Below are 15653 nucleotides of genomic sequence, written 5' to 3'. Positions count from 1 at the left end.
CGACCGGCCCCTCCCGGTCTCTCTACCCATGATCCCAGTATCCACGAAGCGACGGTCCCTGCCCACGACGTCGGCCGCGTTGCTGGCCGCCGCCCTGGCGCTCGCGCTGCTCGCCGGTGCGGCCGGCGCGGCCAGCGCGGCCAGTGTCTCCGCCCCGCCCAGCGCGGCCGATGCGAGTGGCGTACCCGGCGCGAGCGGCGCCCAGGCCGCCGCGAACGAGACGACGCTCACCGTCGGCGACGCGACGGTCGAACCGCACGCGAACGACACCGTCAGGCTGTCGCTGGACCGGGTCCCCGAGGGGCTCGCAGGCTTCGAGGTGACGCTGGCGTTCGACTCGAACGCGACGGGGTCGTTCGCCGGCGCCCGCTACCCCGAGGACTACCAGCCGACGACCGAACCCGTGATCGGCGAATCGGGGCGGACCATCACCCTGGAGGCCGCCGACCTCGGGAACGTCGTTCGGCCCGGCGCGACGAACGTCACGCTGGCGTACGTCTCCGTGACCGGCCACGAGAACGGCACGGCGAAACTCACCGCGACCGGCCTCCAGGTCGACGCCGACGGGGGTAGCAAGGTCCAGCCGGCCGTCGAGGCCGGCACCCTCAGCGTCGGTTCGGCCGCGCGCGGGGCCGGGTCGGCCGGGACCGCCGGTCAGCAAGCCTCCGGCTCGGGCGCGACCGGCGGGCAAGCGGACGCCGGCGGAGCGCCCGGAACGCCCGGAGCGGCGGGCGGCGCCTCCGGGCTCGCGACGGGCCTCCAGATAGCGGCGGTCGTCGCCCTGGCCGGCCTGGCCGGTCTGGCGCTGTTCGTCTGGCGCGACTGAACCGCCCGCCAACCGCTCTTTTTTCGGCGCGACGGTGCTCCGGAGACCCTCTCAGTCGTCCGCCGCGGCGGCGGTCGTCGGGTCGTCGGTGAGGTCGGCGTCGCGCCAGGTGCCTCGCAGGAACCAGGCGTAGGCGATGACCGCGGCGGCGACGTTCGAGACGGCGAAGCCGAGCCAGATGCCCCGGGAGCCCAGCGAGTAGGCGAACGCGTCGGCCAGCAGCGTGCCGGCGAAGGCGGTGGTCTCGAACGTCCCGACGCGCGGAATCGAGACGGTGACGACGGAGATGTCGACGACGCGAGACGCGACCCAGGACACGGGCAGGCGGAGGAAGCCGAGCATCAGGATGGCCAGCGACGCCGAGACGGCCACCTTGCCGGCGCCCCGGAAGCCCCCGGAGTAGGCCCGAACGATGCCGATGAAGCCGAACGTCGGGGCGACCCAGCGGAGGAACTCCGCGCCGATCTGGACGACCTGTGGGTCGTCGCTGAACACGCTGACGACGGCTGGTGCCGTGAAGAACACGACCACGCCTGCGGCGGCGAGGACGAGGAACGACACCTTCGCCGCGAAGTGGTTGGCCGTCCCCGCGCGGTCGGGCTTGCCGGCGCCGATGTTCTGGCCGGTCATCGTCTCCACGCCGCGGTCGACGGCGATGGCGGGCATGAAGATGAGCGAGAAGATGCGCGTCCCGACGCCGAAGGCCGCGACGACCTCCTTCGAGAACGTCGCAACGACGGCAAGCATCAGGATGACCGAGACGGAACGGCCGGTGCCCTCGACGGAGGCCGGAATACCGATGCTGACCAGCTTCTTGAGGTAGGTCGGGTCCGGGACCATCTCGCGCGGACGGATCTGCACGCCGCGGTAGCCCCGGAGCATGATCCACAGGCCGACGACCATCGCAAGGCCGCGGGCGGTGATGGTCGCGATGGCCGCGCCCTGGACGCCGAGTTCGGGGAACACCCACCACCCGAAGATGAGGAACGGGTCGAGGATGACGTTGAACACGACCGTCCCGAACATGACGAGCATGGGGGTGATGGTGTCGCCCGCGCCACGCATGAGCGCGATGAAGACGAAGAAGCCGAACATGGCGAACAGGCCGGCCGACATCACCTCCAGATAGGCGGCCGCGCCCGGGCGAACCGAGGGTGACGCACCGAGCAGCCGGACGAACTCGTCGACGAAGAAGAAGCCGGCCGTACCCAGCAGTAAGGAGACGATGAAGGCGAACGTCACCGTCTGCGAGGCGGCGTACTGGGCCTCCCGCGTCTCGTCGGCGCCGGTGTGCTGGGCGACGAGGACGCTCCCCGCGACAGAGATGCCCATCCCCAGCGAGATGAGGAAGAACACCATCGGAAAGCCGAAGCTGATGGCCGCCAGCGCCTCCGTGCTGTAGCGGCCGAGCCAGAACGTGTCCGCGAGGTTGTACGCGACCTGCAGGAGGTTCGTGATGATGATGGGCAGGGAGAGGTAGAACAGCGGCGCCGCGATGGTGCCGCTGGTCAGGTCGAGCTGGTCCTGGCCCTTGAACAGCCCCGAGGCCGCCGTGCGGAGGCGGCGGATGAACTCGCGGGCGCTCACTGTGGCACCTCCTGCGTCTGTTCAGCCGGCGACTGCACCAGCCCGTCCAGATACGATTCGAGGGCCGCCTGCAACACGTCGACGTCCTCGCCGGCGACGACGTGGCGCGCCTGGGCGCCGTCGACCAGCGCCAGGACGAACCGCGCCACCTCGTCGGGGTCGGTCCCCTCGCGGTAGACGCCCGCGTCGATTGCCGCGACCACGAGGCCGTGGACGGTGTCGTAGATGTGCTCGTCGAACGCCGCGATGCGCTCCCCGAAGGCGTCGTCGTACGGCGACTGGGCCTTGATCTCCAGCAGCGCCGTCCGGAACTCCCGGGCGGTGTCACCCTCGGCCGGCGGGTGGAGGACGTCGTCGACGAATTCCCGGAGGCGACCGTCTGGGTCGTCGACCACGCCGCCGCTCCCGTCGGCCCGCTCGCCGGCCAGGCCCCCCTCGCCGTCGACGCCACCGACCCGGTCAGTGAACTGCTCGAAGAGGTAGTCCAGGAACGCGAGCATGAGCCCCTGCTTGCTCTCGTAGTGGTAGTGCAGGGACGCCTTGCTGCAGTCCGCCTCCTCGGCGATGTGGCGCATCGTCAGATCCGCGTAGCCGTGCCGACACAGCGCGCCGTAGGTGGCGTGCATGATGTCGCTGGAGGGATCGCTCATTGTCCTCTCTGACTAACCGGTCAGTCAAGAAGGTTTGGAAGGTGAGTTACCCAGTCGCACGGGCAAGCGACCGTCTCGTCCCCAATAGCGCTGGTTCCTCCCTCCGGTCGGCGCCGTCCTGCTCACGGCTCGCTTCGCTCACCGTTCGCACGTAAGACGCCCCCTCCCTCCGGTCGGCGCCGTCCCGCTCACGGCTCGCTTCGCTCACCGTTCGCACCTAAGACGCCCCCTCCCTCCGGTCGGCGCCGTCCCGCTCACGGCTCGCTTCGCTCACCGTTCGCACGTAAGACGGTTCCTCGCTACGCTCGGAACCGTCCTGCTCGCAAGTTAGCTGGTTCCTCCCTGCGGTCGGAACCAGCCTGCTCACGGGTCACTACGTTCCCCGTTCGCACGAAAGACGACCCCTCCCTTCGGTCGGCGCCGTCCTACTCGCGTGTCGCTTCGCTCCCGCTCGCACGAAAGACGACCCCTCCCTTCGGTCGGCGCCGTCCTACTCTTCCGCCAGATCCAGGTCGAACTGCTCGTGCTCCTTCGCGGCGTTGAGCACGACGCTGGTGTTGGACTCCTTGATCTCCGGGTCGACGAGCAGCTCTTTGATCTGGGCGTTCATGCCGTCGGTGTCGGCGAATTTGCCGATGGCGATGACGTCGTAGTTGCCCGTCACCTCGTACACCGAGACCATCTGTTTGTGCTCGCGCAGGGTCTCTGTGACTTCGGGGAGCGAGGAGCCCTCCACCTTCAACTGGAGGATGGCAGTGACGTCGTACCCCAGCGCGTCGTAGTCGACCTTGGGGGTGTAGCCGTCGATGATGCCCTCGTCTTCCAGCGTCGAGAGGTGGTTCGAGACGGTTGTGACCGAGACGTCGAGGTCCTCGGCGAGGCTCCGCAGACTGGCGCGCCCATCGCCCAGGAGTTCATTCACTAGCTTCCGGTCGAGATTTTCGTACGTCATTACAGGTGGACACGGTACGGGGGGATTAGAATTTTACGAATATCCAGAAATGGAGGATGGGAACGGAATGTTTGCGCAAAGCAGCAGGGTTTTAGTAATAGCAGTGTTCCGTTCGGGTGTCCAAAGATGACAAGCGAACTCTCGAAAGAGGCACAGGGCGTGCTCGACGAAATCGAAGAAAAGAACGTCGACTTCCTGCGTCTGCAATTTACGGACATTCTGGGTACAGTCAAGAACGTCTCCGTCCCGGCCGACCAGGCCGAGAAGGCGTTCACCGAAGGCATCTACTTCGACGGTTCCTCCATCAACGGCTTCGTCCGTATCCAGGAGTCCGACATGCGCCTGGACCCCGACCCGTCGACGTTCGCGGTCCTCCCGTGGCGCAACGACGACGAGAGCGCCGCAGGCCGGCTCATCTGTGACGTGATCGACACGTCCAGTGGTCAGCCGTTCGCCGGTGACCCGCGAGGCGTTCTCAAGCGCGCCATCCAGCGCGCCGAAGACATGGGCTACCAGGTCAACGCCGCCCCCGAGCCGGAGTTCTTCCTCTTCGAGGAGGACGAGGAGGGCCGCGCGACGACGAAGACCAACGACGTCGGCGGTTACTTCGACCTCGCGCCCAAGGACCTCGCCCAGGACGTCCGCCGCGACATCATCTTCGGCCTCGAAGACATGGGCTTCGACATCGAGGCCTCCCACCACGAGGTCGCCGAGGGGCAACACGAGATCAACTTCACGTACGACGACGCGCTGTCGACGGCCGACAACGTCGCCACGTTCCGTGCGGTCGTCCGCGCCATCGCGGCCGAACACGACCTGCACGCCACGTTCATGCCCAAGCCCATCGCGCGGATCAACGGCTCGGGGATGCACACCCACTTCTCGCTGTTCCAGGACGGCGAGAACGCCTTCCACGACGACGACGACGAGTTCAACCTGAGCGAGACGGCAAAGCAGTTCACCGCCGGTATCCTCGACCACGCCGAGGCGCTCTCGGCCGTCACGAACCCGACCGTCAACAGCTACAAGCGCCTGGTTCCCGGCTACGAGGCGCCCGTCTACGTCGCCTGGTCCGACCGCAACCGCTCGGCGCTCATCCGCAAGCCGGCCGCGCGGACGCCCGCGGCCTCCCGCATCGAGGCGCGCTTCCCCGACCCGTCGTGTAACCCGTACCTCGCCTTCGCCGCGCTCATCCACGCCGGCCTCGACGGCATCGACCGCGACCTCGACTGCGACGACCCGGTCCGCGAGAACATCTACGAGTTCGACGAGGAGAAACGCGAGGAGTACGGCATCACCACGCTGCCGTCGAACCTCGGCGAGGCCATCGAGGCCCTCGAGGAGGACGAGGTCGTCCAGGACGCGCTCGGCGAGCACGTCTTCGACAACTTCGTCGAGGCGAAGACCCAGGAGTTCGAGGAGTACATCGTCGAAGTCTCCCAGTGGGAACTCGACCAGTACCTCGAGAGCTACTGAACTACTAACGCTGCCACGAGGCCGCTCCCGACCCGGCGGCCCGACACCTTCTCTCGGTCGCTGTTTCGTCGTCGCGCACCTCCATCGCACGCATCGGTCAGTCAGGAACGACGCGAGCGCACCGCTCGTCGGTGTAGCGTAGATTCCCCAGCGCAACTGACCCTACCGGTTTCGGACGCGCCCGATGGCCCTGGCGGGGAGTTCGACCAGGTTGAACCCGGTGCCGACCAGCACCATCAGGACGTAGAGACCGAGGGTCGAGAGCCAGATGACGAGCATCGCGGCGATGGCCGACAGGCCGTCCCTGATGTAATAGAACGCGCCCAGCGTCATCACCGTCCCGTAGAGGAGGACGACGTAGGGGCCCCAGCCGCGGGCGTGGCCGCCGCGCATCTCGCTGCGGACGTACGACCGGAGGTCCTCCTCGATGGCCTCGCGGTGGAGCGTTCGGTCGTCGACGTCCTCGCGGAACTCGCGGAGCTCTTCGCGGACCCGCTGGAGTTCCTCCTCGCTGGCCGGCTCGACAGGTTCGTCGGGGTCGCCCGGTGGGGGCGTCTCCCCGTCACCCTCGTCGTCCGTCATTGACAGGTCGGTACGACCGGCTACCTGTTGTAACTGCCGGTCCCGTACGCGTTCGCCGGCGAGCGTCGCGTTGACGACCGCCCCCAGCAACAGGCAGAGACTGGCGGCGTAGAACCAGGTCACGAGCAGCAGGACCCCGCCTATCAGCCCGTACAGCTCCGCGCTGCCGGCGAAAGTGGCGTAGACGGCGAACACCGACCCGAGCAGCGTCCACCCGACCGCCGCGGTGAGCGTTCCGGGGAGGGCGTCGCGGACGGAGACGGCCGCGTCGGGGAAGACCACGAACAGCGGGAGAAAGGCCGCCGTGAGCGTCGCGACGAGGGCGACCGGTCCGAGCACGCCGGCGACCTCCACGCCGGAACGAGTGACCAGCGCGGTGACGGCGACGACCGCGGCGACGGCGACGGCGATGCCCGCGAGCGCGACCAGCGCGTCCCGGAGCTGGTTGGCGAACGAATCGCGCCGGCCGTGCCCGTAGACGAGCGAGAACGCCACGTCCAGCCCGCGGAACACCCGGAGGCCGCTCCACAGCAGGACGACGAGGCCCAGGAGTGTCGCGCCGCCCCGACCGTCGGCGTCGGTCAGCGCGTCCGCGACGACGGCCGCGGCGTCGTCGGTGAGGACGGCGCCGAGCGCGGCGACGACGCGTTCGGCCAGGGGGTCCCCGCCCAGCGTCGTGGCGACGACGAGCGCCAGCAGGCCGAGCGGGAGCAACGACACGAGCATGTAGTAGGCGATGCTCGCCGCGAGGAAGGAGAGCTGTTTCTCCCGGGCCGTCGCGAGGACGGTCCGGGCGACGTCGAGCGCGTTCCGGCCCGTCGCGACGGCCGAGGTCCGTTGCACGCCTGCGGGTTCGGGTCACTGCGTCTTATATGCCAGTCGTCTGCGAACCGCCGAGAGGATGCGAGAGAGAACAGCCGCCGCCGATGTGACAGGGACTACCGGTATCAGTCCGTCGAGAGTTCGGGGTCCTCTGATCGGCCCAGACCGGTCGCCATCAGGCGACGGGCGATGACGACGATACCGTTGTCGAACCCGCGCCCGAACACCGCCTTCTCGGTCGACGGGTCCCCGGTGGCCGACTCCGTGACCGTGCTCACGAGAATCGTGTCGTGGTCGATCAGAAGGAGTCGGCTGATGGCCGTGGCGTCGGTCGCGTCGCCGAGCGTGTTCTCCAGCCACTCCAGGCCCGAGACGAACACCGCCACCTCGGGGAGCGCGTCCTTGACGGCCTCACGCAGGTCGGCGGTCGGCGTGCCAACGACGACGTCGTGGCCCGCCTCACGCGCCCGTTCCAGGTGCTCGATGAGGGCCGTCGTGAGGGCCTGTTCGCTCCCGACGACGAGCACGATCTCCTCGTCTGCCGCCTCGATCAGTTCGTTGGTCCGGTTCGCGATGGGGGTCGTACCCGTCAGCGACCAGACCTCGTGGGTCACGTCCTGGCCCTCGTCGCTCGGCGCCGGTTCGATGCGTTCGATGGCGTCGACGAGGGCGTCGACGCGCGACTCGTACTCCGCCCGGAGCGTCGCGACGGCTTCGTCCATCGGCACGGCGCGGTACACCGTCGGACTGGAGTGCTGTATCTCGATGAGTCCCTTCGATTCAAGCACCCGGACGGCGTCGTAGACCCGGGTCCGGGGCACCTCGGAGATGTCGCTTATCTCCTTGGCCGTCCCCTTCGGGAACCGCGTCAGCGCCACGAAACACTTGGCCTCGTACTCCTTGAGCCCGAGTTGCTGCAGTAGTTCGACGGCTTCCTGATGATTAGATAGATCTTTCATGGGTCCCAACCATTGCACCGGCGTTTCCGGTACCGTCCCTTGTGGGTCCGCTCACAAGTCAGTTCCTCTCCCCTGAGTTTTCGACGAACTCGCGGTGGCCGCCCCGGAACCGCCCGGAGACCGCAGGACAGTCGTTCACAGGTGTCGGGTGGGCCGGGCGGCGAGAACGAACTGAGTCGACGAAGCTGTCACGAGCCCCTCGAAACGGGAGCGGTCGAATCAGCAAACTAACAAAAATCTTGCACGTAATCCGCTGGCGAAGTCGGTGAGTATTCACCCAGATTATCACAACAAGGACTAAAGCGGATGGGAGCAAATGCCCAGTTGGCATGGAGTTCGGAAGGGTCCCAACTCACCGGTACTCCATGCCAGGCGGTTACGCCTGACAGCCATCGGCTCGGTCACTCGAAGTCGGTGTGGTCGAACGGCTTCTCCTCGTGACGGACCAGCGCGAGTAGCAACGGTCGTATCGCCGCGAACGCCGACCCGCTCGAGATGTGCCCGGTCTCCCGATCCCAGTCCACAAAGTCCGCCTCGGCCAGCTTGGGGAGGTGCGTGTGTCGCATCGCTATCCGGCGCTGGCCCCCGTCGCTACGTATCGAAACGCTCCCGTCGTGGACGCCGGCGTCCGTCGACTCGCGCTTCAGCAACGACATGAGTAGCTCCCGTCGACGCGCGTCCGACACCATCCGAAGCTGGCAGTCGAGTTCGTCTGCCTCCATACTGGTACGTGCGGCCGGCCCCGTATAGTGTCGGCAGTATTTTCAGAAATGGAGTTGTGTGAGTAACAGGGTGACAGTGGAGTCGATCCAGGCGTGGATGGCCAGTGTCGAATCGTGACAACAGAAACACTATGAGCGACACCCGCCACACTGGAAGCATGTATCGCGCGCTCGACCGGCTGACGCTGGAGGCGACCGTCTACCTGCTCGTCGCTGGTCTCCTCCTGATCGGGGCGAGCCTGGCCGGCCTCCACGGGTCGCCCGTCGTCGTCGGCGTCCTGCTGGTCGCCGCCGTCGCACTGTTCGCTATCCGTGAGCGCGTCCCGGCGCTCGGAACGCTGTTCGGCCACGACCTCCAGCAGACCCTGCGAGACCTGTGGATCGCACCTGCGCTCGCCGCGACGACCACCGCCGTCGCCCTGGGCGCGTCGCCGGGCGAGTTGCAGTCCCTCGGCGGCGTCCTCGGCCTGGTCGCCATGCTCAACTACTTCCTGCGGCCGGTGTACTACGGTGCCTACTCGCTGGTCGCCGCCGACCGCGAGCGGACCCGCCCCGAGAACAGCTAGGGGTCGCCGAGAATCGCGTCTCGTATCGCGTCGACGTCGGCGTCCGTCTTGAACGTCGTCCCGCCGTAGTGCGTTCGCGACGTCTCGTGGCCCGCGTCCCGGAGCTTCGCCAGGAACTCGTCCATCGACTCGGCGCCCCGGCCCCAGCGCTTGCACAGCCGGTGCTGGTCGTAGTGGGTCGGCGTGACGAGTTCGTCCCCGAGCGTCTCGAGCAGGTCCGCAGCCTCGTCGGCGGTCCCCATGTCCGCAGTGAGGTGGTCGGCCACCGCATCGGCGAAGGCGGGCTCACAGGTCGGACCGAGCCACAGCGGGCCCGCCGTCTGGAGGTGCTCGCCGCAACTGGGGCACTCCTCGGGTGCGTCGGCGTGCAGCCCCGCGCTGTGGTCGCGCCAGAGGCAGTGCTGGCAGTGGTAGACGTGGCCCACCTGGTCGATCATCTCGTTCGCGACGGTGGCGCCCTGGTCCAGGTCGAGATAGGTCCTGGCGTAGTGCTTGGTCGCGTGACTGAGGATGGGCACTGCGGCCAGGTCGTAGCGCGCGGCGGTGCGCACGAGCGCCCCCAGAAGGATGCGCATCCCCATCTCGGCGTGGTACTCGGTGTTGCGCGGAATCGCGCTGTAACTGCGGACGCCGCTCTCGAAGTGGGCACCACACAGCGGCGCGGTGTCGGTGGCCGTGACGCAGACGAGGTTTCTGGTGCCCTGGAACGCCGCGTCGACGAACGGGATGGGCGTCCCGAACGGGTCGATATCGACCACGTCCCAGGGGTCCCGGTGCATCGCGACGTTGGCGTCCTGGTGGCGGACCTCGGCAGCCAGGTCGTTCCGTTCGAGGTTCCGCTCGCAGAGGTCGACGGCCTCCGGGTCGACGTCGCAGAGCGTAGCCTCCCAGCCGTCGGCGGCGGCCCGGACCCCGCGAACACCGCTCGCCGCCGTCGCGTCGAGGTAGCGCTCGGCGCGTGGCTCGCGCTCGCGATAGGCTCGCAGGGCGGCGATAGTCAGGTCCCGGTTCAGCTCCTGGACCGGGTTGAAGAAGACGTTCTCGCCCTTCCCCGCGTCGGCCTGCTCGGGCACCTCGACCGTGACCTGCCCCTCCGTGACGCGCATGTCTCTGGGTCGCCGGCGGACGGGGTTAAGCGGTTCGAACGCGATGGCAGAACGCGTCGGCGGTCGGGTGCCGCCGCGACCGTTCGGTCACGACGGCGGTGCCGAGCCGTCAGTAATCGTCGTCTGTCTCGGTCGCATCGTCGTCCTCGGTCTCCGTCGCGTCATCGTCCTCGCCGTCGTCATCGTCCTCACCGTCGTCATCGTCCTCGCCGTCGTCATCGTCCTCGCCGTCGTCCATCACCGCCGCGTCGGAGACGATGAACTGGCTCGCCGCTTCGAGGACCTGGTCCTTCGGTAGCGCCTCGTCGAACGCGTCGGGGAACCCGATCTGGCCGCCGAGTTCCCGCACGAACGCGGCGTGGCGCGCCTCGACGCTGTGGATGCTGAGCGCCGGCGGGACGAGACTCTCGTCCTCGATGAACGGCGCGGCGCCGGCGTAGGCGCCGACGCCGGTGTCTTCCAGCACCGCGGCCGTCGCGAGGAATTCCGCGGGCTCCTCGACGGCCGACCCGAAGTCGAACTCCGGCTCGTCGACCGGGTCGCCGCCGAGGTCCTCGACGACGCCGGTGAGGAACTCGACGTGGGTCTCCTCGTGCTCCTGGATGACGGTGAGCCTGTCGTAGACCCGTTCCCTGATGGACTCGGGGAGTTCGTCGGCCCACTCCACGGTCACGTCGTCCGCGTCCATGTTGTCGAGGGCCTCCCCGTAGAAGGCGGCCTCGAGGTACTCCAGCGTCAGCGCGTAGTTGAGGATGGCGAGGTCGTCCTCGAACACGTCCTCCATCGGTCCCTCGGTCTCCGTCTCGTCTTCGTGCTCCTCGGCCAGCGCGGACTGTGCACCGAACGCGCTGCCGAGCGTCAGGGCGCCGAGCGCCCCGGCGGACCCCGCGAGGAATCGTCGACGGCTGTCGTTAGTTTCCGCACCGTGCGTCGACTTCCCGTGGTCGTCGTCGTTGTGGGATACCACACCGAACCCACGGACGGCACCGTCTTTGTAACTCGACGGCATCCCGATCACGCTCGCGGATAGATGTCATCCATCGCTCATATGCGAGAAGCGGCACTTCCGTCGTGTGTACCCGTGCTGTCCGACCCAGTCCGCCTAACCCCACGCTTGAGGCGAGTAATGGTACGCAGGACAGACATCACACGCGGCGTCCGACCGGTCGGGCGACGTAGCGCAGGCCTAGCCGGCCGTGTCACTCAGTAAGTGGTCATCAACCCACGACTGACGTCGCGGGCTTGTCCGTGGACTCCCGGTCTGACGACGAACTGTCGTCGGCGGTGTACTCGCCGTTCCCGTTCACCATCCCGGACTTGAGGGCGAGATGACCGTCGCCCAACCCATCGGGACGTTTGCCCGATGGTACAGTTAGCAACTTCAAGCCGATGTTCTTCGCCGCGTTGTAGTCGCCATCCACCGAGTAGCCACACTCGGTGCACTCGAACCAGCCAGTCTCGCTATCGCGGTTCGCACTGGACTGGTGCCCGCACTTCGAGCACGTCTGACTCGTAAACGCGGGCGGGATCCGTTCTACTCGGATGCCGTACTCGCTGGCCTTGTACGCGAGCATCTCTTGAAGTTCGCGGAACGCCCAGTTGTGCAGCTGACGTTTCACTCGGTCGTTCCCGTTGTCCATCCGCTCGCGGATATGGGTCAAGCGTTCGACGGCGATGTACGCGCAGTCGTGGGCGTCGGCTTCCTCCACGATGCGTCGAGAAATCGTGTGCAGGCGATTCAGCACGAAGCGGTTTTCTCGCCCCGACAGTCGCCGGAGTGCCTGCGTAGCGGAGCGAGTGCCTTTGTGCTGGAGGCTTCGACGCACGCGGAAGTAGTGGTTCTGTCCCCACAACAGTTCGCCACCATCGTAGAACGTCCCTGTGCTTGTCACGGCAACGTTCTTGAGGTTCACGTCCACGCCCAGTACCCTGTCGCCGTCTCGTTCTTCGACCTCCTTCTTGACGACGATGTGGAGGTAGAACGCGTCCTCGTCTTCGCGGTAGTGGAGCGTTCCCATCCGTTTCTCGTAGTCGTCATCGTCGAGGTAGGACTGCTGATAGTCACCGAGAACGTAGTCCACGGCCACTCTGCCGTTGATGGTGGAAAGAGTAGCCGACCGGTCCTTGATAGTCACCGTCCGTTTGTCGTAGACGGCGGATGGTTCGTCGAACCGTGGAAGCGGTCGGCTGTTGCCCTGCTTCCAGTCCGCAACCGTGGACTTCATCGCTTCGACCGCTTTCGAGTACGCCCGGATGCAGAGGTTCGCGGGCAGGTCTGTCTCGTCTCGCAAGTCGTGGTACACGCGATCGTGTATGGTGGACTTGTTGAGGATGAGGTAGCCGTCGTCGTTCCTGCCGTTCTGTATGGTGTAGTTGCAAGCGTGGTTGAACTGTTCGATGGTCTGATGGAGGTCTGCTTCTCGGTCATCTGGAACCGAGAGTTTGACCGGAACGGTTCGGGTGACCTCCATCTGTATCATTACATATGATATGAGGTTGTATATATCCTGCGACTGGCAGAGGGAGTCGGGGTTCTATCGCTCGTGGTTTGTGTCGAGGAGTGTCGGATTCCTCCCACGGCTGAAGCCGTGGGCATCCTCCTTGCATCTCTGTGAAAAGTACCTACAACGTGCCCGAACCGGCCGACGGTCCCGCCGGAGTCGGCGCCCACGACGGCGAGCGACCCGCTCGGTTTACCAGTCGCAGGCGAGGCCGGCCGGTTCCTCGCCCTCGACGAACTCGACGTCGGTGTCCGGGCCCATCCGCGTCCCGTCCTCGACCGATTCGACGGTGAGAGGAACGCTCTGGGCGTCGGTGCAGCAGCCGAGGTTGACCATCTCCTCGACGGTCTCCCCGGGCGCGATCTCGTCCCACGCTCGCGCGAGGTAGTTGCGGAACGACGCCCGTTCGAGGAACTCGCGCCCGCCCTCACCCATGTCCGGCGGGTACGACACCACCACTGTCGTCGCGGGCGTCCCCGCTGTCGTCTCCTCCTGGCCTGTGCTCATACCCGCTACTACGGCCTCGACCGAGTAAGCCGTTCGGGTGCTGTGTGCGGACCGCGCCGCCGCGTGCTGGGGCCACACCGGAAAAGCCCGGAGTAGCCGACAGGACCGCCCGTGAACCACCGAACCTGTTTTGAGGGGCGTTACCCAAGCCTATCTATGAGCGCCGTGGACGAGTGGGAAGCGATGCTGGCCGACGCGGGGGAACTCACCCCCGGCGCAGTCGACCGCATCGTCGGCGTCCACGGTGACCGGGGCCAGAAGGCCATCGAGGCCGTCGGCGAGGGCCGGGTCAAGGAGTACCGCGACTTCGTCGTCGTCGTCGGCCACGAGGACGAGTACATCATCGAGGACGACGACTGCGCGTGCCCGGACGCTTCGTACAACCTCGACGTCGCGGACCCCGAGGAACTGTGCTGGCACGCCATCGCCGCCCGCATCGCCGGCGCCATCGACGCGGCAGAGGAACACGACATGTGGTACTCGGACGTGCGGGAGTTCCTCTGAGCGGGGCGACAATCCGACCGGCCCCGCGGGAACGTTCTCCACCACGACGGCCGAATCGACTACGCGGGTGTCTTCGGCGAGTAGCTGGCGATCAGCGATCCACTTGACCGAAACCGGAAAGAGGCTGTACGCGCAGTGTACACGAAATGGTTCCCGGCACCTGGCTCGTCGTCGCCTCGGCGGTCGCAGGGGTCGGAACGGTCTTCCTGATCGGTTCGCTCTGGCAATACCGCGACAAGCCCGGAGCCCGGTGGTTCCTGGTCAGTCTCGGTGGCCAGGCAGTCTGGAGCGGCACCTACGCCGCGGCGCTGCTCGTCTCCGACCCGGCGCTCCGGTTCGCCCTCGAAGTCGTCGTCTGGGCCGCCATGGCGACGATGAGCGTCACCTTCCTCGCGTTCGCGCTGGGGTACACTGGCCGCGGCCGGTTCGTCCGGACGAGGGTCGGCCGCGTCCTGTTGGCGCTCCCGGTCGGCGTGGCCGTCGCCGTCGCAACGAACCCCTGGCACGGGCTGGTCTGGACCGGGTTCGAGGTTCTCCCCGTCGCCGGCGTCGCGACGGCGAGTTACGCGCTCCAGCCGTGGGCGCTGACCGTCGCCGCCGTCGGCGCGCTGTTCCCCATCGTCGCCAGCGTGCTCCTGCTCGACACCGTCGTGAGTTACGGGCCGCTGTACCGCCGGGAAGCGGTCGCCGTCGGCCTGAGCACGCTCCCGCCGACGGCGGCGCTGTACGCCTGGCTGTTCGGTCTCGGGCCGGTGCCGACGGTGAACTTCGCGACGGTGCTCTTCCTCCCGCACGTCCTCTTCGACGCCTACGCCTTCGTCGGGAGCGACATGTTCGAGTTCCACCCGGCGACCCGGCGGACGGGGGAGCGAGCGGCCCTCGACGACCTGGGGAACCCCGTCGTCATCGTCGACGAGCAGGGCCGCGTCGTCACGGTCAACGCCGCGGCGGCGACGCTGCTCGACGTGGACCGGCGGGCAGCGCTCACGAACCCCCTGGACGACTACCTCGACGGCGACAGTCTCGACCCGACCGTCGGCGACCAGCGCGTCACCATCGAGCGCGACGGCGCGCCCCACACGTTCAACGTCACCGCCAGACCGCTCCGCGACGGCGGCGACACCCACGTCGGCTACACCGTCGTCTTCCAGGACGTCACCGAGGAACTCCAGCGCGAACAGCGCCTCGAAGTGCTCAACCGCGTCCTCCGGCACAACCTCCGCAACGACATGACCGTCGTCCACGGGTTCACCACCACCGCCAACGACCTGGTCGACGACGAGGAGGTCTCGGGGATGCTCGACACGGTCGAGCGCAAGGCCGACGAACTGGTCGCGCTCGGTGAGAAGGCTCGCAGCGTCGAGCAGATCGTCGCTCGCGAGCCGCGGCAGACGCCCGTCGCCCTCGACGACCTGCTGGCCGACGTCGTCGAGGACCTCCGCGAGGCGTTCCCCGAGCGGTCGATAACCCTCGAGTGCTCGCCCGCGACCCTCGAAACCGACGAGGAGACGCTCCGGGTCGTGACAGAGGCGCTCGTCGAGAACGCACTCCAGCACGGGTCGCCCGACGGCGGCGACGCGGTCCGGGTCGACGTCGACGCCGGCGTGGAGTCGGTGACCGTTCGCGTCGCGGACGAGGGCCCCGGCGTGCCCGACCAAGAACTGGCCGTCATCGATTCGGGCCGGGAGACCGACCTCGAACACAGCACGGGCCTGGGGCTCTGGCTGGCGAGCTGGGGCGCCCGCCAGCTCGGCGGCGACCTGGCCTTCGACGTGAGCGACGACGGCACCGTCGCAAGCCTCACGCTCCCCCGCCGCGGAACCGACGACTGAGGACGCTGTGGGACGGAGTCAGCTTTCCGCTCGCTGTGACGAGTAGAGTCGAAGCCAAGGG

At 67.4% G+C, this 15653-nt stretch carries 15 protein-coding genes; 5 read left to right on the top strand and 10 right to left on the bottom strand.

The annotated features are described in order from the left end of the window. Positions 1-28: 28 nt before the first annotated feature. On the top strand, positions 29-826 hold the full coding sequence (locus tag AC5FRV_RS06500) for a hypothetical protein (protein WP_493560291.1): 798 nt from the start codon (positions 29-31) through the stop codon (positions 824-826). Positions 827-877: 51 nt separating this feature from the next. Here the strand turns inward: AC5FRV_RS06500 and AC5FRV_RS06495 are convergent, their stop codons facing one another. The 3 genes from AC5FRV_RS06495 to lrp form a co-directional block, all read right to left on the bottom strand. Continuing rightward, on the bottom strand, positions 878-2413 hold the full coding sequence (locus AC5FRV_RS06495) for an MATE family efflux transporter (RefSeq protein ID WP_493560290.1): 1536 nt from the start codon (positions 2411-2413) through the stop codon (positions 878-880). Then, positions 2410-3063, bottom strand: coding sequence for a TetR/AcrR family transcriptional regulator (locus AC5FRV_RS06490; protein WP_493560289.1), 654 nt, complete (start codon positions 3061-3063; stop codon positions 2410-2412). The genes AC5FRV_RS06495 and AC5FRV_RS06490 overlap by 4 nt, the downstream gene beginning before the upstream one ends. Positions 3064-3553: 490 nt before the next feature. Beyond that, the gene (lrp, locus tag AC5FRV_RS06485; RefSeq protein ID WP_089812679.1) at positions 3554-4015 is read right to left on the bottom strand and encodes an HTH-type transcriptional regulator Lrp; all 462 of its coding nucleotides are present in this window, start codon (positions 4013-4015) and stop codon (positions 3554-3556) included. Between the two features lie 126 nt (positions 4016-4141). Here lrp and glnA point away from each other — a divergent pair, with 126 nt between their 5' ends. Beyond that, positions 4142-5491 (top strand): type I glutamate--ammonia ligase, encoded by a 1350-nt coding sequence (gene glnA, locus AC5FRV_RS06480; protein WP_493560288.1) that lies wholly within the window; start codon positions 4142-4144, stop codon positions 5489-5491. A 162-nt stretch (positions 5492-5653) separates the two neighbouring features. Here the strand turns inward: glnA and AC5FRV_RS06475 are convergent, their stop codons facing one another. The 3 genes from AC5FRV_RS06475 to AC5FRV_RS06465 form a co-directional block, all read right to left on the bottom strand. Next, positions 5654-6916: a YihY/virulence factor BrkB family protein gene (locus tag AC5FRV_RS06475; RefSeq protein ID WP_493560287.1), complete on the bottom strand. Its 1263-nt coding sequence runs from the start codon at positions 6914-6916 to the stop codon at positions 5654-5656. Between the two features lie 104 nt (positions 6917-7020). Next, complete coding sequence (locus tag AC5FRV_RS06470) at positions 7021-7854, bottom strand: TrmB family transcriptional regulator (RefSeq protein WP_493560286.1); 834 nt, start codon at positions 7852-7854, stop codon at positions 7021-7023. 401 nt (positions 7855-8255) lie between these two features. After that, a complete protein-coding gene (locus AC5FRV_RS06465) occupies positions 8256-8576 on the bottom strand; it encodes a DUF7344 domain-containing protein (RefSeq protein ID WP_493560285.1) in 321 nt (106 codons plus the stop codon). 158 nt (positions 8577-8734) lie between these two features. On the opposite strand from AC5FRV_RS06465, the gene AC5FRV_RS06460 reads away from it, so the two are divergent. Further along, complete coding sequence (locus AC5FRV_RS06460; protein WP_493560284.1) at positions 8735-9142, top strand: hypothetical protein; 408 nt, start codon at positions 8735-8737, stop codon at positions 9140-9142. On the opposite strand, the gene AC5FRV_RS06455 is transcribed toward AC5FRV_RS06460, so the two are convergent. The 4 genes from AC5FRV_RS06455 to AC5FRV_RS06440 form a co-directional block, all read right to left on the bottom strand. Further along, positions 9139-10248 (bottom strand): tRNA (guanine(26)-N(2))-dimethyltransferase, encoded by a 1110-nt coding sequence (locus AC5FRV_RS06455; protein ID WP_493560283.1) that lies wholly within the window; start codon positions 10246-10248, stop codon positions 9139-9141. The genes AC5FRV_RS06460 and AC5FRV_RS06455 overlap by 4 nt on opposite strands. Positions 10249-10357: 109 nt before the next feature. Continuing rightward, entirely contained in the window at positions 10358-11215 is an 858-nt protein-coding gene (locus AC5FRV_RS06450; protein WP_493560282.1) for a ferritin-like domain-containing protein, read from the bottom strand. A gap of 250 nt (positions 11216-11465) precedes the next feature. Next, entirely contained in the window at positions 11466-12719 is a 1254-nt protein-coding gene (locus AC5FRV_RS06445) for an RNA-guided endonuclease InsQ/TnpB family protein (protein ID WP_493560281.1), read from the bottom strand. 222 nt (positions 12720-12941) lie between these two features. Beyond that, entirely contained in the window at positions 12942-13256 is a 315-nt protein-coding gene (locus tag AC5FRV_RS06440) for a DUF7968 family protein (protein WP_493560280.1), read from the bottom strand. Between the two features lie 156 nt (positions 13257-13412). On the opposite strand from AC5FRV_RS06440, the gene AC5FRV_RS06435 reads away from it, so the two are divergent. Then, a complete protein-coding gene (locus tag AC5FRV_RS06435) occupies positions 13413-13760 on the top strand; it encodes a hypothetical protein (protein ID WP_493560279.1) in 348 nt (115 codons plus the stop codon). Between the two features lie 146 nt (positions 13761-13906). Further along, positions 13907-15592, top strand: a complete 1686-nt coding sequence (locus AC5FRV_RS06430) for a histidine kinase N-terminal 7TM domain-containing protein (RefSeq protein WP_493560278.1) — start codon at positions 13907-13909, stop codon at positions 15590-15592. Positions 15593-15653: the final 61 nt, after the last annotated feature.

This window comes from Halomicrobium sp. HArcel3 (assembly GCF_058933135.1).
Note: the sequence above shows the minus strand (reverse complement) of the source record. Positions and strands in the feature narration are given on the sequence as shown.

Bases quoted from the DNA above. Each gene is read 5' to 3' on its own strand.
- AC5FRV_RS06500 (WP_493560291.1), top strand. From the start codon at position 29: ATGATCCCAGTATCCACGAAGCGACGGTCCCTGCCCACGACGTCGGCC.
- AC5FRV_RS06490 (WP_493560289.1), bottom strand. From the start codon at position 3,063: ATGAGCGATCCCTCCAGCGACATCATGCACGCCACCTACGGCGCGCTG.
- lrp (WP_089812679.1), bottom strand. From the start codon at position 4,015: ATGACGTACGAAAATCTCGACCGGAAGCTAGTGAATGAACTCCTGGGC.
- glnA (WP_493560288.1), top strand. From the start codon at position 4,142: ATGACAAGCGAACTCTCGAAAGAGGCACAGGGCGTGCTCGACGAAATC.
- AC5FRV_RS06470 (WP_493560286.1), bottom strand. From the start codon at position 7,854: ATGAAAGATCTATCTAATCATCAGGAAGCCGTCGAACTACTGCAGCAA.
- AC5FRV_RS06465 (WP_493560285.1), bottom strand. From the start codon at position 8,576: ATGGAGGCAGACGAACTCGACTGCCAGCTTCGGATGGTGTCGGACGCG.
- AC5FRV_RS06460 (WP_493560284.1), top strand. From the start codon at position 8,735: ATGTATCGCGCGCTCGACCGGCTGACGCTGGAGGCGACCGTCTACCTG.
- AC5FRV_RS06455 (WP_493560283.1), bottom strand. From the start codon at position 10,248: ATGCGCGTCACGGAGGGGCAGGTCACGGTCGAGGTGCCCGAGCAGGCC.
- AC5FRV_RS06445 (WP_493560281.1), bottom strand. From the start codon at position 12,719: ATGGAGGTCACCCGAACCGTTCCGGTCAAACTCTCGGTTCCAGATGAC.
- AC5FRV_RS06440 (WP_493560280.1), bottom strand. From the start codon at position 13,256: ATGAGCACAGGCCAGGAGGAGACGACAGCGGGGACGCCCGCGACGACA.
- AC5FRV_RS06435 (WP_493560279.1), top strand. From the start codon at position 13,413: ATGAGCGCCGTGGACGAGTGGGAAGCGATGCTGGCCGACGCGGGGGAA.
- AC5FRV_RS06430 (WP_493560278.1), top strand. From the start codon at position 13,907: ATGGTTCCCGGCACCTGGCTCGTCGTCGCCTCGGCGGTCGCAGGGGTC.